The organism is Empedobacter sp. UBA3475 (assembly GCF_002378465.1).
In the GTDB taxonomy this organism is placed as follows: domain Bacteria; phylum Bacteroidota; class Bacteroidia; order Flavobacteriales; family Weeksellaceae; genus Empedobacter; species Empedobacter falsenii_B.
In genome coordinates this window covers 1-25,212 of sequence record NZ_DFRA01000032.1, presented here as the reverse complement: position 1 = coordinate 25,212, position 25,212 = coordinate 1, and the positions used below count along the sequence as shown (strand labels likewise).

The following is a 25,212-nucleotide window of genomic DNA, read 5'->3' as shown; positions in this document are numbered from 1 at the left end:
GGAAAGCTTATGAAATTATCTAAAAAACATTATACATTTATTTTCTCTTTTGCATTGATCGTTTTGGTTGCATTGCAAGGGTATTATATCTACAATTTGTATCGATTGATTGAGAAAGATATGAATAAAGAGGCGTGTGAAATTGGAGTTAAAGTGATGAATTTTATGTCAAAATATGAAACAGATTCTAATGATGATAAGATTTTAGATTATTTCAAAAAACTGAATCATGATGAAAAAAAACAGTTTGATGAATTACAAATAATTCGAACGAAAGTAGATTATAATTATGAGATTTATACGCCAATTGTAGATTCTCTATTAGACGTTTATTCTAAGGAAAATAATTTTGAAATAGCGCTTCGTACAGATGTTTATTCGGTTTATGATGAATTGAATCATAAAGAATTATTGCCAAAGAAAAAGTATGTGATTTACGAAACGACAAATAAAATTGCGAAACCAACTAATATTAATCAAAGTGTTTGGTCATCGGATGATATTAGTAATCAAACAGATTCTGATTTAGGAATTAATAAAAATGAACGTCATAAATATAAAATTAGAGGAAAGACAGATTTTGAATTACTGAATTTGAAATTTTTAATTCTCAAGAAAATTATTCCTTTAATCATTGTGAGTTTGTTGATTGTTGGATTAATTGTCTTTTTGTATTGGAAAAGTCTTAAAAATTTATCGAAACAAGAAGAAAAAATCAATCAATTACATTTGACAATAGACTCTATTGCGCATGAATTGAATACGCCAATTACGACGATGAAATTTGCTTTGCATCAAGTTCAACATCCAGAAACGCAACAAATGATGAACAGACAAATTAATCGTTTGGAGCAAACTGTTGATTCTATTTTTGTGAAAAATGACGAAAATTCTGAATTGTTAGATGAGGTTATTTTGAATGAAATTATCCAAAAGATTCAACTTCAATATCCAGAAATTAAACTTATTAATCAAAGTATTTTCGAGAAAAATAATGTACTGAAAACAAACGATTTTAAACAAATTGCTCAGAATTTAATTGAAAATTCAGTCAAATATGGAGCTACTGAAATTGTATTAGATTTTAAATTTCAAAAAAAAATAACATTGAATTTTTCGGATAATGGAATTGGAATTCCAACCAATGATTTGCCTCTTATTTTTGATAAATATTATCGTGTGAATCGTTCTATTAACCAAAATGTAAGCGGTTTGGGTGTTGGATTATTTTTGGTCAAGAATACAATCGAACGATATTTAGGAACAATTAACGTTCAGAATAATAAAGACAAAGGTGTTCAATTTTTAATCATTTTGCCGAATGAAAACTAAATTAATTTTAGTAGAAGATGATCAAGATTTGGGAACTGTTCTCAAACAATATCTAGAATTTTCTGATTTTGAAGTGACTTGGTTTGATCATCCACAAAAACTATTGAAGGAAATAGAATCGTTGGAATCAGCTCAATTAATCATTTTTGATGTCATGTTACCCGAAATTGATGGTTTTTCCTTGGCGAAGAAATTAGCCGAAACCATTACAATTCCATATTTGTTTTTGACTGCTAAAGCGCAAAGTTTTGATCGGGTTTTAGGTCTGAAATTAGGTGCAGATGATTATATTACAAAACCTTGCGATCCTGAAGAATTGGTTTTGAGAATAAAAAATATTTTGAAACGAAATCAACCTGTTTTAGAAGAATTGATTAAAATTGGAACTTATGTTTTTCATCCAAATCAATTGCAATTATCTTATCAAGAAGAAAAATTTCAGTTAACAGAAAAAGAAGCAGAATTGTTGAGTTTCTTGATTCAGAATAATCAAAAATTAGTGAGCCGTAAAGAGATTTTAGAAAAAATTTGGGGCGAAAACGATTATTTTATGGGTAGAAGTTTAGATGTTTTTATGACACGTTTGCGCAAATATTTTCAGAACGATGAAACGATAAAATTTGAATCTGTTCGTGGAATTGGGTTTAAAATTAATTTTCCTCTCTAAAAAAATAAAGCTGAACAGAAGTTCAGCTTTAATAACAAACAATTGAATTCTAAATTCAGTAAAGGGAACCGAATTTTATAAATGGATTTTTATATTCCTTGAGCAATCATAGCATCGGCAACTTTTACGAAACCAGCTATATTAGCGCCTTTGTAATAATTTATATTTTCTTGAAATTCGCCTTTTCCATATTTTTTACATTGGTGATGAATTTTTATCATAATTTCTTTCAATCGATAATCTACTTTTTCTCTGTTCCAATTTTGACGAATCGAATTTTGAGACATTTCCAATCCAGAAGTCGCAACACCACCGGCATTTGCAGCTTTACCAGGTCCGTATAAAATTTGATGATCCAAAAAATAATGAACCGCTTCGGGAGTTGTTGGCATATTTGCACCTTCGGCAACCAATTTGCAACCATTGAGATGTAAAGTTTGCGCATCTTGCAAATCCAATTCGTTTTGTGTTGCACATGGCAAAGCTATATCACAAGGGACTTTCCAAGGGTTTTGGTCAGAGAAAAATTTAGCATTTGGATAATAATCAACATACTTTGAGATTCTGTCATAATTATCATTTTTAATTTTGAAAATGACCTTTAATTTTTCTGTGTCAAAACCATCTTCATCATAAATATATCCAGAAGAATCAGAAAGTGTTACCACTTTAGCACCCAATTCTAGAGACTTTTCAGCAGCATATTGTGCAACATTTCCAGAGCCAGAAATAGAAACCGTTTTTCCTTTTAAGGTTTCTTTTTTTTCGGCTAACATACATTCTACAAAATATAATAAACCGTAACCAGTTGCTTCAGGACGAATCAAAGAACCGCCATATTCCAAACCTTTTCCAGTTAAAACACCTGTAAATTCGTTTCGCATTCGTTTGTATTGACCGAATAAATAACCAATTTCTCGTCCTCCAACACCAATATCACCCGCGGGAACATCTACATCTGCACCAATATGACGAGATAATTCGCTCATAAAAGATTGGCAGAAGCGCATAATTTCCATGTCAGATTTTCCTTTTGGATCAAAATCAGAACCACCTTTTCCGCCACCCATAGGTAATGTTGTCAAGCTATTTTTGAAAACTTGTTCAAAAGCTAAGAATTTAAGAATAGATAGATTAACAGATGGATGAAAGCGCAAACCGCCTTTGTAAGGACCAATTGCAGAGTTCATTTGTACACGATAACCTTTGTTGATTTGGATTTCGCCTTTGTCATCAACCCAAGTTACTCTAAACTGAATAATGCGTTCTGGTTCTGCAATTCTTTCAAGAATTTTGAATTTCTTGTATTTAGGATTTTCTTCTACAAATGGTAAAATGGTTTCGGAAACTTCTTCAACTGCTTGTAAAAATTCTTTTTCGTTTGGGTTTTTTGATTTAATTCTTTGAATGAATTTTTCTGAGTAAAATAAAGTATCCATGCTATTTGTGTTTGATTATTGATAAAATTACAATTAACAATAAAAAAAATAACATATTTTTTAAATTAAACTTTTAATATTTATGAAGTTGATAATTTTGACTACTCAGAATCTTTAGGTTGATAATTTTTGAAACAAAAAAAGCAGGAAAATTTCCTGCTTAATAAATTTTGTATTTTTATTCAGTTTAAGACAAGGCTTATTTTTTGAAAAATCCACCCAATAAACTCATGGCATCTCCAATTCCTAATTGTCCGTCACCATCTTGGTCTAGTAATTTTTCGAAACCACCTAAATTTACTCCACTTTGGTTTGTTTGAGTTGTAGAACCACCAACTAAACCGCCTAATAAACCAGCAATTCCATTTGAATCTAATCCAGCAGACTGTTTTTGTTTACCCAAATAGCCCATTACAATTGGTGCAACTAACGCTAAAATTTGAGTAACTTGTGCTGTGTTCAATCCAGATTGTTGAGAAATTGCAGATTCTACATTTTGTTGTTTATTTCCTAAAACGTGACCTAAAATTCCTAATCCATCTTGTTGATTTCCTCCTTGACCTAAAAATCCAGAAAGATTATCCAAAATACTTCCGTCATGTTGATTCAAAGCATTCGAAATTCCTTCAGCACCTCCGCCTTGTGCATTTTTATTTAAAGCAGACAATAAAAAAGGTACAGCTGCTGCAACAGCAGTTTGAGCTTGAGATTCATTAATCCCTAATTGTTTTGCAGCAGAACCAACAATTTGTTGTCCCATTGCACCTTGAATTAAATTTGTAAAGTCCATAAGTTTATATTATTTACTCAAATATACTATTTTTAACAGATTAATTCAGATTAATATTAAGAGTCCTACAAAGTATTTCTATTTTTGTACAATCAATTTTGTAAATGAAACAAATAAATCTTTTTTTAGTAATCATTATTGCGGTTTTAGCTTTATTGCCAATCGTTTTACCTAGTCGTTTCGATGAAGAAATGCAATATGAATTTGATGCCCCTGTTGGGTTGGTGTACGACGAATTTTATAATCTTCGTCAATTTTCGAAATGGCAACAATTTACAGCTGCGGATTCTTTAACAATCAAGAAATTTTCTAATACAAAAGAAGAGGACGAAAATTATATGATTTGGGATTCTGAAGATGCTTCAATTGCTTCTGGAAAAGTAACGATTGAAAATTTTTCGATAAATCGTTTCGTCAATTATACGATAAAATATGATGGTTGGGAAAAATTAGATAGTCTTAATGTCAAATTTGAACAACAAGAAAATGGGAAAACAACAGCGAAATTGAATTATTTAAGTCAAGAAATTCCTTATTTCTACCGCTATTTTGCTTTTTTCAAAAATCCTGAATCTAAATTTGAAAAATCTTTGGATAACCTCAATCAAAAAGTGAAAGTTAGATTAGATAAGGATCAAAAAGAAGGTCGATTGAATTATGGTGAATATCGAATTGTAGAATTAGGTCGAACAAATTTATTAGCAATTCGTAAGCAGTCAAGTTTAGCAGAAAAAGATATAATGGATAAAGTGGATGGCGCTTTTGAGGTGATTTATAAATCATTAATGAATAAAGATGAAGGTGGTTTTGATTTCGATTTAGGTTTCCCATATGTCTATTTTACTGATTTTGATAAAGAAAAAGATAAGACAACATTTTTTGCTGGAATACAATTAATAGAAGATTTGCCTTTACAAAAAGAGATGAAAAAAGTGGTTGTTCCTGGTGGAGATTATTTGTTAACATTGCATTTAGGACCTCGTTCTAAACGTGCACAAACAATCGAAAAAATGAAGAATTATGCAAAATCGAAAAAACTACAATTGGATACAAAGCAATTAGAAATTATGTTAAACGATCCGAAGGAAACAGATAGTTTAAAACTAATTTCTCGAATTTATATTCCAATTAAAAAACAATAAATACTTAAGAATTAACAATTTTTAAAGTACACTTAGCCACAGAAATGTGGCTTTTTTTGTATTTTTGCAACTTCTTACAAACGAACATGGACAAAGATTTTATTGAAGTTTACGGTGCACGTGAACATAATCTAAAAAATATTGATGTAAAGATTCCTCGAAACGAGCTTGTGGTAATCACGGGTTTAAGTGGAAGTGGAAAATCTTCGTTGGCTTTTGATACGATTTATGCAGAAGGACAACGTCGTTATATCGAAACTTTTTCGGCTTATGCGCGTCAATTTTTGGGAGGTTTGGAACGTCCAGATGTTGATAAAATTGATGGTTTGTCACCAGTTATTGCGATTGAGCAAAAAACGACCAATAAAAATCCGCGTTCTACTGTTGGTACAATTACAGAAATTTATGACTTTCTTCGTTTGTTGTATGCGCGTGCGTCAACGGCTTTTTCTGTCGAAACAAACGAACAAATGGTTGCTTACACAGAAGAGCAAATCATTGAGTTGATCCGTGCACAATACAGTGGAAAGAAAATTGCGATTTTAGCACCAATTGTACGTTCAAGAAAAGGTCATTATCGTGAGGTTTTTGTGACATATTCTAAAAAAGGTTTTCTTGAAATGCGCATTGATGGGGAGTTGAAAGATATTGCACCAGGAATGATGTTAGATCGCTACAAAACGCATGATATTGAATTGATGGTGGATAAAATGTTGCTGAATGATAAGGTGAATGATCAACGTTTGCGTTCAAGTATCGATCATGCAATGCAGCAAGGAAACGGAATTACGATGATTTTGGATTACGAAACCAATGAAACCAAATTCTTTTCTCGTTCGTTAATGTGTCCATCGACAGGGATGTCATATGCGTTGCCAGAACCGAATACATTTTCGTTCAATTCACCAAAAGGTGCTTGTCCAACTTGTACAGGTCTAGGAGAGTTGAAAGTGGTTAATCACGAAAAATTATTTCAAGATCAAGACAAATCGTTGTTTGATAATTTGGAAGAATTATTTGAAGCTTTAAAATCATCTTCTCGAATAGAAAAACAATTGGAAGCGATTTTTGTCAAACATAATATAGACCAGAAAGTAGCATTCAAAAAACTTCCTCAAGCATTGATTGATGATGTAATGAACGGTTTAAAGGAAACTTTGAATGTCGATCTTAAATTTGCCTCAGTCAAAAAAACATATAAAATTGATTTTGAAGGATTGAATGAATTTCTTTCTGAAATAATGGAAGATAAAAATAATCCGTCTTCAAGTTCGATTAGCAAAAAGTTTGGAAAGAAAGTTATTTGTCCAACTTGCGAAGGAAAACGCCTTAAAAAAGAATCTCTTTTCTTCCGAATTGACAATAAAAATATTGGTGAAGTTGCGGAAATGGATCTTCAATCGTTGCAAAAATGGATTGAAAATGCGCCAGTTTCGATGACTTCGAATCAACAACAAATTGCGCACGAGATTCTGAAAGAAATTTATACACGTTTATCTTTTTTATTAGATGTCGGATTAGATTATTTGAGTCTTAATCGTTCTTCAAGAACCCTTTCAGGAGGCGAAGCACAGCGAATTCGTTTGGCTACTCAAATTGGTTCTCAACTGGTGAATGTGTTGTATATTTTAGATGAACCAAGTATTGGTTTGCATCAACGCGATAATGTCAGATTGATTGATTCGTTGAAGAAATTGCGCGATATCGGAAATTCAGTTTTGGTTGTAGAACACGACAAAGACATGATCTTAGAATCGGATTATGTAGTTGATGTTGGACCAAAAGCAGGGAAAAATGGCGGTCAAATTGTTTGGGAAGGAGAGCCGGAACAAATGTTGAAATCAAATACATTAACATCAAAATATTTAAACAATCAGTTGCAAATCGAAGTTCCAAAAGAACGAAGAAAAGGTAATGGATTAGAATTGAAACTTTTTGGTGCATCAGGAAATAATCTAAAAAATGTAAATCTTACCATTCCTTTGGGGGAATTGGTTGTGGTTTCGGGTGTTTCGGGTTCTGGAAAATCAACATTGATTAATGAAACATTGTACAGAATTCTGAATCAACATTTCTTTAGAGCAGAAAAAGATCCGATGCCTTACAAAAAAATTGAAGGTTTAGAGCATTTAGATAAAGTAATCGAAGTGGATCAATCCCCAATTGGTCGTACGCCTCGTTCTAATCCTGCGACTTATACAGGGATTTTCTCTGATATTCGTACGTTGTTTACAAATTTACCTGAAGCCAAAATTAGAGGTTACAAGCCTGGACGTTTTTCATTTAATGTAAAAGGTGGGCGTTGTGAAACTTGTCAAGGAGCAGGTTTGCGTGTGATTGAAATGAATTTCTTACCTGATATTCATGTCGAATGTGAAACATGTAATGGAAAACGTTTTAATCGTGAGACGTTGGAGGTTCGTTACAAAGGAAAATCGATTTCGGATGTGTTAGAAATGACGGTAAATGAAGCGGTAGAATTCTTTGAAGCGATTCCGAAAATATATCGTTATGTCAAAATGTTGCAAGATGTAGGTTTGGGTTACATTACGCTTGGTCAGCAGTCTACAACATTGAGTGGAGGAGAGGCGCAACGTGTGAAATTAGCAACAGAATTGGCTAAAAAACAAACAGGAAAAACAATTTATATTTTAGATGAACCCACAACAGGTTTGCATTTTGAAGATGTTAATGTGCTGATGAAAGTAATCAATAAAATTGTAGAATTTGGAAATACTGTTATCATTATCGAACATAATTTGGATGTGATAAAATTAGCTGATTATGTGATTGATATTGGTCCAGACGGAGGGAGCAAAGGTGGAAAAATTGTGGCAGAAGGAACGCCAGAAGAAATCATTAAGAATCCGAAAAGTGTAACAGGAAAATTCTTGAAAGTCGAATTGAAATAAATATAAAAAAATCCATCTAAAAATTTTTAGATGGATTTTTTTATGACTTATAATCCGATTGAAACACCCATAAAAGGTTGTAATCCTGAAGAGAATATACTTTCGTTTTCTTTATATAAAACATTGTACATCACGCCAGCTTGAAATCTTACTGGTCCACTCGATTGATATCCAGCTCCCAACCATAACGCAGATTCGTCCATGTCAGCTTCATAAATACTGTTGTAGTATGGCGTACGATCGTTGTACTTTTGTTTTCCTGTGTAGTACATATAGTTGGCTCTCAAGAAAATGTTCTCGATTGGAAAAAAGTTAATGTAAGGACCAACATTAAACAAATTTTGTTTTACATAGTCATCTTTCGCATACTGATAACCTGCCGTGGCACCCAATTCTAAATTGTTTGCAACCATATATCCAACACTTGGAGAAATATTAAACCCAAAATAGCTGTTATTCCCAAAAGATAGTCCCAAACCACCTCCAAAACGCCAATTATTACTAAGCGTTTGATTTTGATTAATTTGAGAAAAAGCAGTATTGCTTAGGGTTAAAGAAATGATAAATAAAAGAAACTTTTTCATAGAAATTTAATTAATTTTTAACTTTTAAAAATGGCTCTAATTGAAAAAACCACTATAAATTTGTCTCATCAAAAATAGTAATTCTGTTTTTAAGTAAACATCATTATTTATTTTAAGTTAATTCGAGTCGTTCATAGTTTTTAATTATAAAAGAATAGAAATAAGATTTGATAAATCTATAATTCATTCGTTTTCTGGTTCTATATTTGCATTAGTAAAGTTAATCAAATAGACAATATAAAATTTAATCATATGAAATTATTATCGCCAGAAAAAAAACAAAAAATCGCTGATATTTTAATTAAATTATTAGCTGATGAACATATTTTATACTTAAAAACAAGAAATGCACATTGGAATGTAGAAGGTTCTGATTTTCAGACAATACATGTGTATTTTGAATTGTTATATAACGAGTTACAAATTGTTATAGATGATGTTGCAGAAAAAATTCGTCAAAAAGATGTATATGCACCAGCAACTATGGCAGAGTATTTGCAGTTAGCTCACTTATCAGAAACAAGAAAAACTGAAAACAAAGATAGTTTAAGTTTTATTGCTGATTTACTACACGATCACGAAGTTATTATTGACTTTTTGGCACAGGCTGTAGTAGAAATTGATGAGTTTCATGATATCTCAACTTCGGATTTCTTAGTTGGTTTATTAGAACAACATCAAAAAACTGCTTGGATGCTTAGATCGCATCTAAAATAAAGTTGAACATTATTTTACTTCATAAGTTTTTAGTGTTAATTCATATTAGTGTTAATTAGGTTGAGCCTTGGATTTATCCAAGGCTTCAGCTTTTTATAACGGTTTGTAATTAACCTTCTACTTCTTTTACTTCTGCATCAGCAGCGTTTGTTTTTACAGAAGCAATTCCATTTTTAGCGCCAGATTCAGTTTCGTACGATTGGCTTGTTCCAATTACTTGCCCGTTTGTTGCCTTTAAATTGAAATGCCATTTACCCGAAGAACCTTCTTTTAATTCGTATTTAGAATCATCCTGCGAATTTTTACGAACAGATTCAATTCCATTTTCGCAGCTTGCTTTTTGTTTATAACCTTCGCTTGCTAAAATATTTTGTCCATTTTTAGCTTTCAAACGAAAACGATATTCTCCTGCTTTGTCTTGATAAATTTCGAACATAATTTAATTTTTTATAAATATTTTATCTTGTTGATTGATATAAATTTATAAAAATTATTTGATAATTATCAATCTATAAAATATTTACAAAAAAAATCCTGAAAAATTATTTTCAGGATTTCTATTCTTTTATTGAATTCTTTTTAAATCGTCAATATTATGTTTGTGCATATAAAGAGGAATGTGTTCTACAACAACGTCGTTTTTCTCTAGACCAAAAGATTTCGGAATGTTGAATTCTATTTTCTTTAATAAATAATAAACTTTCAGCGTGAAAAATTCTTTCATACTTAATTTAGTCTCAATTGAAGGGAATTTTTCAATCAAAACAAATTTCATATCAGGATCTTGATTGTATTTTTTCAAACATGTACTCAGGTATTTTAACTCTAATTCTCCATTTGCATACATATCGTTGATTACTTTTTTGATATATTGTTCTGTTTTTGGTTGAACTCTAAATCCTACATTAAATGTAATTCGATATATTTTTTGATCGACAATTGGCAATATTTTATAGCTCAACGTATAAGGTTCACTATCTCGGTTAATGTTTACAAACCAATAGACATCTGCACGTTTTGGACGTTTTGATAAAATGGATTGAATACTGTATTTCTCGATATTTTTCGGATTGGTAGATTTCGTTAAGTAAAACAAGAAAGTCGAATATTTATTGATTGTTTTATCTTCACTTAATTCTGTTAACACATTCGCGTAACGTTTAATTTTAACGAATTCTAAGTTTCTTGAATTAAGGATTTTTCCATAAAAACTACAATACATTATTATGAAGAACAGCCATCCCATTAATAAAGCTAAATATCCACCATCAACAAATTTGACAACATTTGCTACGAAAAATGATGATTCTATTGCTACGAAAATCGACAAAATTGCTACAATAAATACTTTGTTGAACTTTGTATAATAATTAAGATAATAGGATAACAAGAAGGTCGTCATTAACATGGTAACTGTAATAGCAAGTCCGTAGGCGGCTTCCATATGGGACGAATCTCGGAAATATAAGACAATAAAGACACAGCCAGCCCATAACATAAAATTGATTGTAGGAATGTAAACTTGGCTTTTGTGCTCGTTTGGTTGAATAATTAATGTTCTTGGCCAGAAACCTAAGTTGATAGCTTCATTGATTAATGTAAAAGATCCTGTAATCAAAGCTTGTGACGCAATAATAGCTGCACCTGTGGCAATACAAATTCCAGGAATTAAGAACCAATCTGGCATCATTTCGTAGAAAGGATTTCTACCATCTAACATAGGATTGTCTTGGTGCATTAACCAAGCTGCTTGTCCTAAATAGTTTGTTACTAAGCAGATTTTAACGTACAACCAACTAATTCTAATGTTTTTTCGTCCGCAATGTCCTAAATCGGAGTATAATGCCTCAGCACCTGTTGTACATAAGAATACAGCGCCAAGAATCCAGAATCCGTGAGGGTAATTCATCAATAAGTTATACGCGTAATAAGGGTTTAATGCTTTGATGATACTTGGATGATGTACGATATGTAAAACTCCTAAGCCTAGAAGCATTGTAAACCATAAAACCATAAATGGTCCAAATATTTTTCCTACTTTATTTGTTCCAAATCGTTGGAAGAAAAATAACATCGAAAGGATGAAGATTACAATAGGTATAGTAGGTAGATTTTCGAGTCCGTTTAGCATTCGTAGTCCTTCAACAGCAGAAGAGACGGAAACGGGGGGGGTGATAATTCCATCGGCGAGCAAAGCAGAAGCTCCAATGATGGTTGGAATAATTAGGTTTTTACCTTTTTTCTTGATTAATGAATACAAAGAAAAAATTCCTCCTTCGCCATCATTATCCGCTTTTAGTGTCAACCATACATATTTGATAGAAGTCTGAAAACACAAAGTCCAAAAAACACATGATACGCCTCCGTAGACAATGCTCTCTTCAATCACGCGATTCTCGCCAATTATCGCTTTCATTACATATAAAGGACTTGTTCCAATATCACCATAAATGATTCCAAATGCGATTAAGAGCGTTGCCGCAGTTACTTTGTTCATCGTATGGTTTGATTCCATAAGCAGTATTTTAAAATTTCTACGAATGTATGTCGTTGAAAAGAGATTAAACAATCTTATTTATTTATAATACAAAACCAACATTATACTTATTTTCGATACTAATTATAGCGTATTTTTACACTACTGCAATCGGTTTTTTATTAATGGAATAAATTTAAGTATTATTTAATCATACTATTTATTTTATTAATCATAATTTAAAGTTACATTTCATTGAGAAATAGTAAATTGAATCATTATTTGTTAAACAAAATTAAATTTTAAAACTTTATTATGCTTGCATAATAAAAAAAGATTATATTTGTTAGACATACACTAAAATATGTTAAGAGAAGATTTAACGATAGATTATTTATTGCGTTCAACATGGTTGTCAGTTCAGAAAATGTATAATGAGCAAGCAGGTGCTTACGATTCTACAATGGTGTATGCCTTTACATTATTATCAATAGATCCGAAAGGAGGTACGCCAAGTACGTCGCTAGGACCAAAGATGGGAATAGAGCCAACAAGCTTGTCGAGAACATTAAAAAACTTAGAAGCAAGAAATTTTATCGTTCGAAAACCAAATCCAGAAGATGGGAGAAGTGTGTTGATCACTTTGACTGAAGAAGGATTAAGAATGAGAGATATTTCAAAACATTTTGTTTTGCAATTTAATGAATCAATTAATAATCACATCGAACCAGAGAAAATGCAAATTTTCTTGGAAGTGATTTATAAGATTAACCAATTAATATCGGACAAAAAAATATTTAAAAACAATTATGAGAAGACACGTTAAACACGTAACTGTATTAGGATCAGGAGTGATGGGTTCTGGTATTGCATGTCATTTTGCAAATATCGGAGTCGAAGTCTTGATGTTAGATATGGTTCCTCGCGAGCTTACACCACAAGAGCAAGCGAAAGGACTTACTTTAGAGAGTAAAGTAGTTCGTAACAGAACTGCTCAAACTCACTTAGATGCTGCTTTAAAAAGCAATCCTTCACCAATTTATGACAAAGCATTTGCTTCTCGTATAACTGTAGGGAATTTTGATGATGATTTCGAGAAGATTAAAAACTCGGATTGGGTAATAGAGGTTGTGATCGAAAGATTGGATATTAAACAATCTATTTTTGAGCGTGTAGATAACTTCCGTAAACCAGGAACTTTAGTCACTTCTAATACTTCTGGTATTCCAATTCATTTGATGGCTGAAGGTCGTTCAGATGATTTTCAGAAACATTTCTGCGGAACGCATTTCTTCAATCCGCCACGTTACTTAAAATTATTCGAAATTATCCCAACTCCTCAAACAGATAAATCTGTTGTTGAGTTTTTCCAAAACTATGCATCTTTATTTTTAGGTAAAACACCAGTTTTATGTAAAGATACGCCAGGTTTTATCGGGAATAGAGTAGGAGTTTACTCGATGGCGAAAGTGATGGAATTGGCGCAAGAAATTGGATTAACGATTGAAGAAGTTGATACTTTGACAGGTTCTATTTTGGGTCGCCCGAAAACGGGAACATTCAAATTGGGTGATTTGGTTGGTTTGGATACTGCATATAATGTAACAAAAGGTTTACAGCAAAATGCGCCAAATGACGAAATGATCCAAGGTTTGAAAGATTCAAAATTCTTGGATTTCTTAATCGAAAATAAATTCTTAGGAGATAAAACAAAAAAAGGCTTCTATTATAAAGAAATTGATAAAGAAGGGAATACCAATCGTTTTGCCTTAAATCTTGATACGTTAGAGTATCGTCCAATGGAACGCGCAAAAGTTACAGCTGTAGAAACTGCTAAAAATGCAGGATCTATGCGTAATAAATTAGGTATTTTATTGAAAGATTCTGGTAAGGCTGGAGAATTGATTCGCAAACATTTTGCTTCATTATTCGCTTACGTTTCTCAACGTGTTCCAGAAATTACAGATGTACTTTATCCAATTGATGACGCTTTAAAAACAGGTTACGCTTGGAAATATGGTCCATTTGAAACATGGGACTTGGTTGGGTTACAAAACGGAATTCAATTAGTAGAATCAGAAGGTTTCAAGGTTTCGGATTGGGTGAAAGAATTGGCCGCAACTGGTGCAAATTCTTTTTATAAAATCGAAAATGGTAAGAAATTATTCTATAATCAATCATCAAAGCAATTCGAATTAATTCCAGGTCAAGATGCATTTATTATTTTAGATAACATTAGAAAAACAAATGAAATCTGGTCAAACCAAGAAACATCTATTCAAGATTTAGGAGATGGAATCATCAATATTGAGTTCCGTTCTAAAATGAATTCTCTTGGAGGAGGAGTTTTACAAGGAATCAATAAAGGAATCGAGTTAGCAGAAAAAGATTATCGTGGAGTTGTAATTGGTAACCAAGGAGATAATTTCTCTGTTGGTGCTAATTTAGCCATGATTATGATGATGGCTGCAGAACAAGATTGGTGGGAATTGAATATGGCAATCAAAATGTTCCAGGATACGATGATACGTGTTCGTTATTCATCTATTCCAGTTGTTGTTGCTCCTCACGGAATGACGCTTGGTGGAGGTTGCGAAATGTCGATGCATGCGGATAAAATTGTAGCTGCTGCCGAAACTTACATTGGTTTGGTTGAGGTTGGAGTTGGATTAATCCCAGGTGGTGGAGGTTCGAAAGAATTTGCGCGCCGTGCAACTGAATTCGCTTTAAAAGATGATGTAAAAGTAAATCATTTGCGCGATAATTTCATGAATATCGCAACTGCGAAAGTAGCAACTTCAGCTTATGAAGCTAAGAATATGGGAATTATTCGTGAGCAAGATATTGTAGTGGTAAATGCAGAACGTCAAATTGCAGAAGCGAAGAAACATGCAATTATTTTGGCAGAAGCAGGTTACACACAACCAATTCAACGTAAAGTAGAAGTGTTAGGAAAAGAAGCGATGGGAATGTTCTATGTCGGAACAGACTCTATGGTTGCTGGACGTTTTGCTTCGGATCATGATCGTTTAATTGCGAATAAATTAGGATATGTAATGACAGGTGGTAATTTATCTGAATCAACTTATGTTTCAGAACAATACTTGTTAGACTTAGAGCGCGAAACATTCTTATCTCTTTGTGGAGAAAGAAAAACATTAGAGCGAATTCAGCATATGTTAAAAACAGGTAAACCGTTGCGTAATTAATATTTGTATTAAGTAAAAAGTAACATGTAAAAAGTATTTATGCATGATTTTAAAGAGTTAATCGTTTGGCAAAAAACAATGAATTTTACGAAAAGGTTTTATGAGATTACTTCAAATTATCCTAAAAGTGAGATTTATGGTTTGACCTCTCAATCAAGAAGAGCTTGCGTATCGATAGCTTCAAATATTGCAGAAGGTGCTGGTCGAAATTCGAATGCTCAATTTATTAATTTTCTCAATATAGCTTTAGGTTCGTCTTTCGAATTGGAATGTCAAATTATTTTAGCAAGAGATTTAGAATTTATTCAAGTAGAGATTTCGGATAATTTATTAAAAGATTTAAAACATATACAGAATATGTTGGTCAAATTAATTCAGAACTATAATTAAATACTTTGTACATCATACATTTTACATTGTACAATCTAATAATACTTAAAAAAAATGAAACAAGCATATATAGTTACAGGATATAGAACAGCTGTAGGAAAAGCGCCAAAAGGAACATTGCGTTTTACACGTCCAGATGAAATGGCAGCTACAGTAATCAAGCGCTTAATGCAAGATTATCCAACTTTAGATCCAACACGTATCGACGATCTAATCGTTGGATGTGCAATGCCAGAGGCAGAACAAGGATTGAATATGGCACGTCTTATCTCATTAATGGGATTAGACACAGACAAAGTTCCAGGTGTTACAGTAAACCGTTACTGTGCATCAGGATCAGAAGCAATTGCGTTGGCAGCTGCTAAAATTAGAACGGGAATGGCAGAATGTATCATCGCAGGTGGTGCAGAATCGATGTCGTATATTCCGATGGGAGGTTACAAACCAATTCCAGAAACAGATTTAGCGAAAGATCATCCAGATTATTATTGGGGAATGGGATTAACAGCTGAAGAAGTAGCAAAAGAATTTAAAGTGTCTCGTGAGGATCAAGATTTATTTGCATTCAATTCGCATCAAAAAGCATTAAAAGCAAATGCTGAAGGAAAATTTGCATCTCAAATCGTTCCAATTGATGTTGAATACAGTTTCTTAGATGATAAAGAAAAAGTTCAAACAAAGAAAATTGATTTTAAAGTGGACGAAGGACCACGTGCTGATACATCTATCGAAGGTTTAGCAAAATTACGTCCTGTTTTTGCGCAAGGAGGTTCAGTTACAGCAGGTAACTCTTCTCAAATGTCGGACGGAGCAGCTTTCGTTATGGTAATGTCAGAAGATATGGTGAAAGAATTAGGTCTTGAGCCAGTTGCACGCTTAGTTGCATATTCTACGGTAGGTTTAGCACCTCGTATTATGGGAATGGGACCTTTGTTTGCAATTCCAAAAGCGTTAGAACAAGCAGGAATGAAATTAGAAGATATTCAGTTAATCGAATTGAATGAAGCTTTCGCTTCTCAATCAGTTGCAATTATGCGCGAGTTGAATCTTAATCCTGATATCGTCAATGTAAACGGAGGTGCAATTGCTTTAGGGCATCCACTTGGATGTTCGGGTACGAAATTAACCGTGCAATTGTTACATGAAATGGAAGCGCGTAAAGCGAAATATGGAATGGTAACCATGTGTGTTGGTACAGGACAAGGAGCAGCTTCAATTTTCGAATATCTAAAATAATATATAGAATTGAGAGGTTAGATGATAGATTTCAAATTTATCTAACTTCTCAATTTTAAAATCTAATATCTAAACAACAAAAAAATATGTCTACAAATCCAAATAGATTAATCGGAGGTCAATATTTAATTAAAGATGCCTCTTACAATGATATTTTCACTTACGAAGATTTATCAGAAGAACAACAAATGATTTTGCAATCTGCAAAAGAGTTTATTGATAAAGAAGTAGTGCCTAAAAAACACCAAATTGAGAAAAAAGATTATGCGTTGATTGAAGAATTAATGCGTAAAATTGGTGAATTAGGTTTATTAGGGATTTCTGTTCCAGAAGAATATGGTGGAATGGGAATGGGATTCGTTACAACAATGTTAGTGTGTGACTATATTTCAGGAGCAACAGGTTCGTTAGCGACAGCTTTTGGAGCACATACTGGAATTGGAACAATGCCAATTTTATTGTACGGAACAGAAGAGCAAAAACAAAAATATTTACCAAAATTAGCAACAGGAGAGTGGTTTGCATCTTACTGTTTAACAGAGCCGGAAGCAGGTTCTGATGCAAATTCAGGAAAAACAAAAGCTGTTTTATCAGAAGATGGTAAAGAATATATCATCACAGGTCAAAAAATGTGGATTACAAATGCAGGTTTTGCTGATTTATTCATTGTTTTTGCACGTATTGATGATGATAAAAATATCACAGGTTTCATTGTAGAAAAAGATAAAGCTGGTGCTGGATTCTCATTAGGAGAAGAAGAAGATAAATTAGGAATTGTTTCTTCATCAACACGTCAAGTTTTCTTTAATGAAGTTCGTGTTCCGGTTGAAAATCTTTTAGGAGAAAGAGACGGAGGATTCAAAATTGCGATGAATGCCTTGAATGTTGGTCGTATCAAATTAGGAGCAGCATGTTTAGATGCGCAACGTCGTATTTTAGATTATTCGTTACAATATTCTTCAGAACGTAAACAATTCAATACATCAATCAATACATTTGGTGCGATTAAAGAGAAATTAGCTGATATGGCTGTTTCTGCGTTTACTTCAGAAGCTGGTGCTTATCGTGCAGCGAAGGATGTGCAAGATGCAATCGAAGATAATATTGCAAAAGGAATGCCTCATAACGAAGCGGAATTAAAAGGTATCGAAGAATATGCAATTGAAGCTTCTATCTTAAAAGTTTGGATTTCTGATGCTGCTCAAATTTCTGCGGATCAAGGGATTCAGATTTACGGAGGAATGGGATATTCGAAAGAAATGCCAATGGAAGCAGCTTGGAGAGATGCACGTATTTCTAGAATTTACGAAGGAACAAACGAAATCAATACCTTATTATGTGTATCGATGTTAGTAAAACGAGCATTCAAAGGAAAATTAGATTTAATGTCTCCTGCAATGAATGTTGCAAATGAATTAATGTCTATTCCATCGTTTGATGTTCCAGATTATTCAGAATTATTTGCGCAAGAAAAAGAAATCATTGCAAATCTTAAGAAATCGTTCTTTATGGTTGCGGGTTCTGCTTTGCAAAAGTTTGGTGCAGAATTAGAGCAACACCAACAGTTGATTATTGCTGCTTCTCGTATTATGCAAGAAATTTATATGGTTGAATCGGCGATGTTACGTGCAGAAAAAATTGCAAATGTAAAAGGTGCTGATGCGGCGAAGAATGCAGAAAAATTAGTTCAATTACAATTATTCAAATCGGTAGAAATTATTAAAACAGAAGCTACTCGCGGTATCGTTTCTTTCACAGAAGGAGATGAGCAACGCATGATGTTATCTGGTTTAAGAAGATTTACACGTTACAACGAATATCCAAACGTAGTTAACTTAAAAACTGAAATTGCAGATTTGTTAATCAAAGAAAATAAATACACTTTCTAAGTATATTTTAAATACAAATTATTTAAAGCAGTCAATTTATTGACTGCTTTTTTATTTTTAATATGTTGAAATATAATTTGGTATATCATTTGATGATTCTAGAGTAAGTACTAGTCTTTATATAAGTTAGTTGAGTTTTCATGGTACTTAAGTTTTAGTAGAGAAAGGCCTCAGTTGTTCCCAATTGAGGTTTTTTTATGCCTTGAGGTTAAAGTTTATTCATTAAAAATAAGAGAGTTAAGTCGATATTTCTTAATGAAATACTTTTCGAAAGAAATGATTTGAAGTAACTTTAATTCAAATTAATAACCCAAAAACAAAGCTTATGATAATTAATGCAGCAATTCTTACGTTGACCATGTTTGCAACATTTAGTATTATGTGTCTAGTCAAATTAGATGAATTAAAAAAAATAAAATAAAACAACAAAACTCCCTTTATAGAAATGGAGTTTTGTTGTTTTATAAAGTTATATTTACTTCAATTAATACATTCGAAATGAAAAAGAAGCTAATTGTTTTAACGGGAGCTGGAATTAGTGCTGAAAGTGGAATTTCAACTTTTCGAGATGCCAATGGTTTGTGGGAAAATCATGATATTATGGAAGTCGCTTCGATTGAAGGTTATCAAAGAAACCCAAAATTGGTTCAAGAATTCTATAATCAACGTCGAAAACAATTATTCGATGTTGAACCCAATACTGCGCATCATTTCTTGAAAGAGTTAGAAAATGATTTTGAAGTTGTAATTATCACTCAAAATGTAGACGATTTGCATGAAAGAGCAGGTTCTTCTAAAATAATTCATTTGCATGGCGAATTGAGAAAAGCGCGAAGCGAAAAAGATGAGAATCAAATTATTGATTGGAATAAAGATATCAAACTTGGAGATTTGGCTGAAGATGGAAATCAACTTCGTCCGCATATTGTGTGGTTTGGCGAAATGGTTCCGGAAATAGAAAATGCGATTGATGAGGTTTTAAAGGCAGATATTTTGGTAATTATTGGAACATCGATGCAAGTGTATCCAGCTGCTTCGCTCAAAGATTATGCAAAAACAAATGTCCCAATTATCTATATCGATCCATCAGATACCTATACCAATTCATCTATTACGCATATCAAGAAAAAAGCAACAGAAAGTATCGAAGAATTAAAAACTATTTTGAATAATTTTTAATCTTTTACGTTTTACTGTTGATTAATTAATTTAGAGAATATGAAGTATATATTTCTACCATTATTTGTTTTTTCTATTAATGCGACTGCACAAGAGTTAAATCCGTTTTATCAATCGATAGTAGATCAAGTTAAATATGATTCTGTTCATCAAAAGCTACAAAAATTTCAAGATTTCGGAATTAAAACTGTTGGTTCGTCAGCTCATGAAAATACATTTACATGGTTGAAATCTTATTATACAACATATGGTTATGCCACTATAGAGCAACAATCAGTTAATGTTTTTGGAAATGTTGGAAATAATTTGATCATAACAAAAATTGGAAAAAAATATCCTGATGAATTTATTATCATCGATGGTCATTATGATACATTAAATGGACCAGGAGCGAATGATAATGGATCGGGAACGGTTACTTTATTAGAAATTGCTCGATTAATTAAAGATATCGATACTGATTATTCGATCAAGTTTATTCATTTTACAGGAGAAGAACGCGGTTTAATAGGAAGTCAGACATATGTCAATCAAATTGCAGTTCCTCAGAATTTAAACATTAAAGCTGTTCTGAATATTGATGAGGTAGGAGGAGTGGCGAATAAAGTAAATTCAACAATTGTTTGTGAGCAAGATGAAAGTAATCCAACATCAAATAATGCAGCTTCTTCTGATTTGACTAATCAAATGTCGAATATTTTTCCCTTGTATACAACTCTAAAAACTGAAATTTCGAATGCTTATAGTTCCGATTATATGCCTTTTCAGGCAGTTGGTTATCCAATAACTGGACTTTTCGAAAAGAATGAAACACCTTATGCACATACTGCTCAAGATATAATAGCTAATTTAGATTTGAATTATTTGACAGAAGTAGCGAAAGGAGCTTTGGCGACTTTATTACATTTTTCTCAAGCACAAGAGAAGTTGACTACAACAGATCATACTATTTCAACTTTGCAAGTGTACCCAAATCCAGTAAAGAGAAACCTTCATTTTTCGCAGATTTTAAAACAACCTACAATTTCTATATATAACGAAACAGGAATACAGGTCTATGAAAAGAAGTTTCGAACAGCTGTTTCGCAGATAAATTTAGAACATCTTACTTCTGGCGTTTATTTCGTTAAAATAAATTCGAATCAACATAGTTTTAAGATTTTGAAGAAATAAATTGTTGCGTCTCATTTATGTAATAAATTGACTTTTTTAGTTGAATAGTTACTTTTTTTGTCTAAATGGTAATCAACCTTTCGATACACGAGCACCGAACAAACCATACGCAATGGATATACAATGGATACGGAATCGATACAGCGAGGATACACAACCGATACAGAAAAAATGCATTTTAGTGCATACAACCTCCATTTAGGTTAATGGATAACCAATTAGGTTCATTATTCGTCACTTCTAGTTAATTTGCTTGTCTAAGGGTTAATTTTACATCGTTGTTGTGCCCCATCAAGAAGAATACCGAATAAAAAATGAATATTCTAACCACAATAGAAACATAGGTTTTATTAAGTTTTACGTTCTACGCTTAACGTTTTACGGATTTTATCATTCTGAGTTTATTTCAGAATAGCATCAAATGATACTTATTTTAGAGGTTTGAATCGTCTTGGTCATTGTGCTGAATATCAAGTGGAAATACTGTTTTTGGTCATGTGTTCTTACGATTTAAATGATTCTCAAAGGTTATTTTGGTAATCTACTTCATTTTATATTTGTATTCAAAAAGTGATTTTGTGTTATTTCGAAGCCTTGAAAATTCCAGCCTCTCACAAATACATAATGGATTTTACTTAATACATTATAAATATTACATAGTACAACACTAAAATCTACTTTTTTAAATGAGATTTAAAGATTATCATTGCTCAAATGACGAGTTTAAATTCATTGAAACTTTAAAAATGATATCCTTTTGTTTTCCACTAAACATTTTTTTGTATAAAAAACAACTTGGCAATTATTACAACCCCTGAACTACAAAAATCTTTTACATACATTCTACTGCCACTATGTTGCCTTCATCCTGCCTTTATGTTGGGAGTATCTAGCAAGTATCTGTAGATGAAAAAAAAATTGGCCCTTGCGTTATATATGTTGTTTATATTTAGTGAGTGTTTATTATCAACCTCACCTTACGGGTGTACAATCACCCTCAAAAATTATATTTTTAAGCTGTTATAAGCTCAATTCCTGCTTTATCTGCCTTATATTTTATTTTGGTCATCAGTTTATAATAACTCCAATTTCTCAGTACAAAATCTTCTTCTTTGGCCAGCTCTATCTTTTCCTCTTGATCCATTAAAATAAGTGTTCCTGCTTTATTATTTACACAAAAATCAATTAACTTTCTGCTGTAAACATGTAGTCGATGATGCACATAATTTTTTTCTACTTGACTCATTTTATCTAGCGCTTTTAGTTTCCTCGTTTTTCCTTTGCCCGATTTTGCATAAGTTGCCCCAATTTGTATTCGTTTACGGGACGCTTGTATCGCTAACCTTCGGTATAGAAACTCTTCTTTGGTTCCTATAGTAAGCCGAGATTTTCCTATTTTTACAACCAACGGATATTCTAAAGAGAGGGAAGCTTCTGCAATAATTTCGGGTTGTAATTGATGATTTTCTTTTTCGATCTCAACAACAGCTAACCAAAATATTTTACTTTTTTCTAACTTTATTTGTGATGTACAAAGTTTAATTTCTCCGCTTACCACTTGTTCCAATAACCTTTTATTACTTGTAAAATCTTTTCCCAAATAGGTTTTGAATGGAAGTTGAAACAACCGAAAACAAAAACATTTTTTCTCAGGATTGTAAGAGAAGCTACGTATACTTTCTGCTCCAAAAGGAAATGCCATATCTCGTTTGAAGTTTTTTAACGAAGCTTCTCCTTTCCAATATCTTTGAGAATCTTTGTTGTATGAACTGTGGAGTCTATTATTTAAACAAGATAATATATTGGTTGGAATTTCACCTTTAAAACGGTCTGATAGCACACGATAAGTGGTACTCATTTGCGAATTTTTTAATATACCCTCTGCATCTTTCTTCTCGTCCATTAATTTATATTTAACACCTTCAGAGAGGTACAAAAAATCTTTCATCATTTCTTGTAAATACAAATGAGAAACAATCAAATTAGCGGCTTTAAAACATCTGTTTTGCCATCTATAAAGCTTGTCTAATGCCTCTTTGCGTTCTTCTTGAGTTGGTAAATCGATAAGTATTTGTATTTTTCGAGTGAGTATTAAAGTAGATTTTTCCATGATCAATAGTTTAGGGATTGAACTTTGTTTTGTTGAGTGAATTTATAAGCGACTATAAATTCATTGTGTACCTCTTTTTGAGACAATTGTAATGCTGAAGCTATTGTTGAAAAAGATTGTTTATGCTTACATCGAAGTTTTAAAATCAACGATTGTGTTTCAGATATTTGATTTTCCTTCTCTGCTGTAGAGACTGTTTTGGTTTTAATAATTAATTTATCTTGGTGACTTAAAATCTTCTTAAGATCATCAATAGCATGTTTAATTTCGTTACTCGTTTCAGTGATTCCTCTTCCCATTGCTTTAGCAATCGCTTTGTATTGAAATCCATGTTTTAAACAGAGTTCAATCAAATGCTTTCTTTCAGCACTTAATAAGGGTAATACTTTTATAATTTGATCAAAATAGTGCTGTTGTGTTTCTTGTTCGTTTAGGTTTTGAATGTTATCTGCGGGATCATATCCAGCCAAATAACTTTGATAATTCTCATAACTTTCTAGTGAACTTACAGTTCTAAAAAACTTATTCTTCGGTTTAGCATAATGCGAATAGCAACTGTATTTCATTACAAACCTTAAAAAGAAAAAGATATGATCAGGAGATTCCATCTTTTCGCGATATTCCCATAATTTTAGAAATGCATCTTGTACCAAGCATTCTACTACAAATTCATCCTCAATTATTTGTTTACCAAACCAAAAGATTCGTTTATTGTACCTGACATAAATACGTTCGAAGGCAGTAGAATTACCTTTTTTTAATAATTCAAATTCTTTTTCTAGCATAATAAAGGTGGTTTTATTTATGTTTTACGTGATACGTATGACGTTCTACGTTTTTACATAGTTTTTAAATTCAACATTAGTTTTAAAAGTCACTCTTTTTCCTGTACATCGCGCCAACTTTGTTTTTGGAAAAGGGTTTTTTGTTTTTTATTTCAAATTTGTTCTTTACTTTCATTTTTTTGCTCATCCAAAAAACGAAACAAAAAAAGATGCCGACAGTAGTCTCTCAATGATTCAACTAAATAAATTATTTCCATAAAGTTGATAACTCACTTCGTTCAAACACCTCAACTTTTTTATTCCAATAATTTAGAGTTGAATTGCATTTCGATTCTAAATCGTCGGATTTTTAACTCTTTTTTCAATACTCAAATCCTTTTTTAAAACGGGCACTGAGGCATTCGAAGTGCAGAACCGTATCCAATATGTCATTTCGGGGTATTGAGAAATCTTTCTATCACTTTTTTATTCATAGCATATCTATTTTAATTATCGGTATTCACATGCCCTTCGGGGAAGAGAGCAAAAAAGTAATCAAAAAACTCTTGGCCGTAAACCTCTCTACTCAAAATGTTTTCACTCCACTAAAGATTTAAAAAAAACTATGGGCTAATATCTTTTTAACGTTGTACTCAAACATTTTCTTAACGTGAGAGTTTTAATGCCAGTTTCTTAATCCTTTTTTAATATTCAAATTCGTTATCACTTTTAACAACGGATTTTAGAGTCGACATACGATTTGCAGACGAGCTTCAATCCATTGAAACAAGCGTAAAAAAGATTAGTGAGCGTATGCGAATCATTTAATCTTTTTAGTGCGTGAAATGGGAATTGAACGTCGAAAATCGCGGTCTTGATTTTTTTTGTTCGTTTTTTCATCAAGGAAAAAACGAATGTAAAATACTTTCTATCACTTTTTTATTCATAGCATATCTATTTTAATTATAGGTATTCACATGCCCTTCGGGGAAGAGAGCAAAAAAGTAATCAAAAAACTCTTGTCTTTGATTTTCGACGGTCAAAATAAGTTTCAGCCATTGAATGTTTTAAATCATTTGCTACGCAAATAGTAAAACATTTTAACCATTTTCTTCAACTTTTTGACACTCGCCTCCAAATCATATGACATTTTTTTAATCCTTTTTCAAATACATAATACATTCTACTTTTTACATAGTACAA

General features: G+C 32.2%; 19 protein-coding genes. 12 read left to right on the top strand and 7 right to left on the bottom strand.

Annotated elements, in window-relative coordinates:
• Positions 1-9: 9 nt before the first annotated feature.
• Together B3I31_RS07080 and B3I31_RS07075 are read left to right on the top strand one after the other, a co-directional pair.
• Positions 10-1,332 carry a sensor histidine kinase gene (locus tag B3I31_RS07080; RefSeq protein ID WP_125350246.1) on the top strand — a complete coding sequence of 441 codons (1,323 nt, stop codon included), beginning with the start codon at positions 10-12 and terminating at the stop codon, positions 1,330-1,332.
• Positions 1,322-1,999, top strand: a complete 678-nt coding sequence (locus tag B3I31_RS07075) for a response regulator transcription factor (RefSeq protein ID WP_291058580.1) — start codon at positions 1,322-1,324, stop codon at positions 1,997-1,999. Before B3I31_RS07080 ends, B3I31_RS07075 begins: the two co-directional genes overlap by 11 nt.
• Before the next feature lie 89 nt (positions 2,000-2,088).
• Here B3I31_RS07075 and gdhA read toward each other — a convergent pair whose 3' ends face one another.
• Positions 2,089-3,438, bottom strand: a complete 1,350-nt coding sequence (gdhA, locus tag B3I31_RS07070; protein WP_180905982.1) for an NADP-specific glutamate dehydrogenase — start codon at positions 3,436-3,438, stop codon at positions 2,089-2,091.
• Between the two features lie 199 nt (positions 3,439-3,637).
• A complete protein-coding gene (locus B3I31_RS07065; RefSeq protein ID WP_180905983.1) occupies positions 3,638-4,228 on the bottom strand; it encodes a DUF937 domain-containing protein in 591 nt (196 codons plus the stop codon).
• Between the two features lie 104 nt (positions 4,229-4,332).
• Here B3I31_RS07065 and B3I31_RS07060 point away from each other — a divergent pair, with 104 nt between their 5' ends.
• Positions 4,333-5,370, top strand: coding sequence for a GyrI-like domain-containing protein (locus B3I31_RS07060; protein ID WP_180905984.1), 1,038 nt, complete (start codon positions 4,333-4,335; stop codon positions 5,368-5,370).
• An 86-nt stretch (positions 5,371-5,456) separates the two neighbouring features.
• Complete coding sequence (uvrA, locus tag B3I31_RS07055) at positions 5,457-8,282, top strand: excinuclease ABC subunit UvrA (protein ID WP_291058582.1); 2,826 nt, start codon at positions 5,457-5,459, stop codon at positions 8,280-8,282.
• A gap of 47 nt (positions 8,283-8,329) precedes the next feature.
• Here uvrA and B3I31_RS07050 read toward each other — a convergent pair whose 3' ends face one another.
• On the bottom strand, positions 8,330-8,866 hold the full coding sequence (locus B3I31_RS07050; protein ID WP_291058584.1) for a hypothetical protein: 537 nt from the start codon (positions 8,864-8,866) through the stop codon (positions 8,330-8,332).
• A gap of 252 nt (positions 8,867-9,118) precedes the next feature.
• Here B3I31_RS07050 and B3I31_RS07045 point away from each other — a divergent pair, with 252 nt between their 5' ends.
• Complete coding sequence (locus B3I31_RS07045) at positions 9,119-9,583, top strand: Dps family protein (RefSeq protein ID WP_291058586.1); 465 nt, start codon at positions 9,119-9,121, stop codon at positions 9,581-9,583.
• Between the two features lie 109 nt (positions 9,584-9,692).
• Here B3I31_RS07045 and B3I31_RS07040 read toward each other — a convergent pair whose 3' ends face one another.
• Together B3I31_RS07040 and B3I31_RS07035 are read right to left on the bottom strand one after the other, a co-directional pair.
• The gene (locus tag B3I31_RS07040; RefSeq protein ID WP_114999163.1) at positions 9,693-10,019 is read right to left on the bottom strand and encodes a YegP family protein; all 327 of its coding nucleotides are present in this window, start codon (positions 10,017-10,019) and stop codon (positions 9,693-9,695) included.
• Positions 10,020-10,148: 129 nt separating this feature from the next.
• Positions 10,149-12,098, bottom strand: a complete 1,950-nt coding sequence (locus tag B3I31_RS07035) for a KUP/HAK/KT family potassium transporter (protein WP_125350255.1) — start codon at positions 12,096-12,098, stop codon at positions 10,149-10,151.
• A 325-nt stretch (positions 12,099-12,423) separates the two neighbouring features.
• On the opposite strand from B3I31_RS07035, the gene B3I31_RS07030 reads away from it, so the two are divergent.
• The 7 genes from B3I31_RS07030 (at position 12,424) to B3I31_RS07000 (ending at position 21,135) form a co-directional block, all read left to right on the top strand.
• Positions 12,424-12,885, top strand: a complete 462-nt coding sequence (locus B3I31_RS07030) for a MarR family winged helix-turn-helix transcriptional regulator (RefSeq protein ID WP_019976592.1) — start codon at positions 12,424-12,426, stop codon at positions 12,883-12,885.
• Positions 12,869-15,268 (top strand): 3-hydroxyacyl-CoA dehydrogenase/enoyl-CoA hydratase family protein, encoded by a 2,400-nt coding sequence (locus B3I31_RS07025; RefSeq protein WP_291046842.1) that lies wholly within the window; start codon positions 12,869-12,871, stop codon positions 15,266-15,268. The genes B3I31_RS07030 and B3I31_RS07025 overlap by 17 nt, the downstream gene beginning before the upstream one ends.
• Positions 15,269-15,307: 39 nt before the next feature.
• On the top strand, positions 15,308-15,658 hold the full coding sequence (locus tag B3I31_RS07020; protein WP_114999168.1) for a four helix bundle protein: 351 nt from the start codon (positions 15,308-15,310) through the stop codon (positions 15,656-15,658).
• Positions 15,659-15,712: 54 nt separating this feature from the next.
• A complete protein-coding gene (locus B3I31_RS07015; protein WP_286496101.1) occupies positions 15,713-16,894 on the top strand; it encodes an acetyl-CoA C-acyltransferase in 1,182 nt (393 codons plus the stop codon).
• An 86-nt stretch (positions 16,895-16,980) separates the two neighbouring features.
• The gene (locus B3I31_RS07010) at positions 16,981-18,783 is read left to right on the top strand and encodes an acyl-CoA dehydrogenase family protein (RefSeq protein ID WP_291046843.1); all 1,803 of its coding nucleotides are present in this window, start codon (positions 16,981-16,983) and stop codon (positions 18,781-18,783) included.
• 498 nt (positions 18,784-19,281) lie between these two features.
• Positions 19,282-19,962 (top strand): SIR2 family NAD-dependent protein deacylase, encoded by a 681-nt coding sequence (locus B3I31_RS07005; protein ID WP_280037613.1) that lies wholly within the window; start codon positions 19,282-19,284, stop codon positions 19,960-19,962.
• 39 nt (positions 19,963-20,001) lie between these two features.
• Positions 20,002-21,135 carry a M28 family peptidase gene (locus tag B3I31_RS07000; RefSeq protein ID WP_291046844.1) on the top strand — a complete coding sequence of 378 codons (1,134 nt, stop codon included), beginning with the start codon at positions 20,002-20,004 and terminating at the stop codon, positions 21,133-21,135.
• Between the two features lie 1,012 nt (positions 21,136-22,147).
• Here B3I31_RS07000 and B3I31_RS06995 read toward each other — a convergent pair.
• Together B3I31_RS06995 and B3I31_RS06990 are read right to left on the bottom strand one after the other, a co-directional pair.
• Positions 22,148-23,245 (bottom strand): hypothetical protein, encoded by a 1,098-nt coding sequence (locus tag B3I31_RS06995; protein WP_125350260.1) that lies wholly within the window; start codon positions 23,243-23,245, stop codon positions 22,148-22,150.
• A 2-nt stretch (positions 23,246-23,247) separates the two neighbouring features.
• Positions 23,248-24,030, bottom strand: a complete 783-nt coding sequence (locus B3I31_RS06990; RefSeq protein ID WP_225542675.1) for an RNA polymerase sigma factor — start codon at positions 24,028-24,030, stop codon at positions 23,248-23,250.
• Positions 24,031-25,212: the final 1,182 nt, after the last annotated feature.

What these genes read in the sequence shown, in the direction of transcription:
- B3I31_RS07080 (WP_125350246.1), top strand. Translation starts at nt 10, where the DNA reads ATGAAATTATCTAAAAAACATTATACATTTATTTTCTCTTTTGCATTG.
- B3I31_RS07075 (WP_291058580.1), top strand. Translation starts at nt 1,322, where the DNA reads ATGAAAACTAAATTAATTTTAGTAGAAGATGATCAAGATTTGGGAACT.
- gdhA (WP_180905982.1), bottom strand. Translation starts at nt 3,438, where the DNA reads ATGGATACTTTATTTTACTCAGAAAAATTCATTCAAAGAATTAAATCA.
- B3I31_RS07065 (WP_180905983.1), bottom strand. Translation starts at nt 4,228, where the DNA reads ATGGACTTTACAAATTTAATTCAAGGTGCAATGGGACAACAAATTGTT.
- B3I31_RS07060 (WP_180905984.1), top strand. Translation starts at nt 4,333, where the DNA reads ATGAAACAAATAAATCTTTTTTTAGTAATCATTATTGCGGTTTTAGCT.
- uvrA (WP_291058582.1), top strand. Translation starts at nt 5,457, where the DNA reads ATGGACAAAGATTTTATTGAAGTTTACGGTGCACGTGAACATAATCTA.
- B3I31_RS07050 (WP_291058584.1), bottom strand. Translation starts at nt 8,866, where the DNA reads ATGAAAAAGTTTCTTTTATTTATCATTTCTTTAACCCTAAGCAATACT.
- B3I31_RS07045 (WP_291058586.1), top strand. Translation starts at nt 9,119, where the DNA reads ATGAAATTATTATCGCCAGAAAAAAAACAAAAAATCGCTGATATTTTA.
- B3I31_RS07040 (WP_114999163.1), bottom strand. Translation starts at nt 10,019, where the DNA reads ATGTTCGAAATTTATCAAGACAAAGCAGGAGAATATCGTTTTCGTTTG.
- B3I31_RS07035 (WP_125350255.1), bottom strand. Translation starts at nt 12,098, where the DNA reads ATGGAATCAAACCATACGATGAACAAAGTAACTGCGGCAACGCTCTTA.
- B3I31_RS07030 (WP_019976592.1), top strand. Translation starts at nt 12,424, where the DNA reads ATGTTAAGAGAAGATTTAACGATAGATTATTTATTGCGTTCAACATGG.
- B3I31_RS07025 (WP_291046842.1), top strand. Translation starts at nt 12,869, where the DNA reads ATGAGAAGACACGTTAAACACGTAACTGTATTAGGATCAGGAGTGATG.
- B3I31_RS07020 (WP_114999168.1), top strand. Translation starts at nt 15,308, where the DNA reads ATGCATGATTTTAAAGAGTTAATCGTTTGGCAAAAAACAATGAATTTT.
- B3I31_RS07015 (WP_286496101.1), top strand. Translation starts at nt 15,713, where the DNA reads ATGAAACAAGCATATATAGTTACAGGATATAGAACAGCTGTAGGAAAA.
- B3I31_RS07010 (WP_291046843.1), top strand. Translation starts at nt 16,981, where the DNA reads ATGTCTACAAATCCAAATAGATTAATCGGAGGTCAATATTTAATTAAA.
- B3I31_RS07005 (WP_280037613.1), top strand. Translation starts at nt 19,282, where the DNA reads ATGAAAAAGAAGCTAATTGTTTTAACGGGAGCTGGAATTAGTGCTGAA.
- B3I31_RS07000 (WP_291046844.1), top strand. Translation starts at nt 20,002, where the DNA reads ATGAAGTATATATTTCTACCATTATTTGTTTTTTCTATTAATGCGACT.
- B3I31_RS06995 (WP_125350260.1), bottom strand. Translation starts at nt 23,245, where the DNA reads ATGGAAAAATCTACTTTAATACTCACTCGAAAAATACAAATACTTATC.
- B3I31_RS06990 (WP_225542675.1), bottom strand. Translation starts at nt 24,030, where the DNA reads ATGCTAGAAAAAGAATTTGAATTATTAAAAAAAGGTAATTCTACTGCC.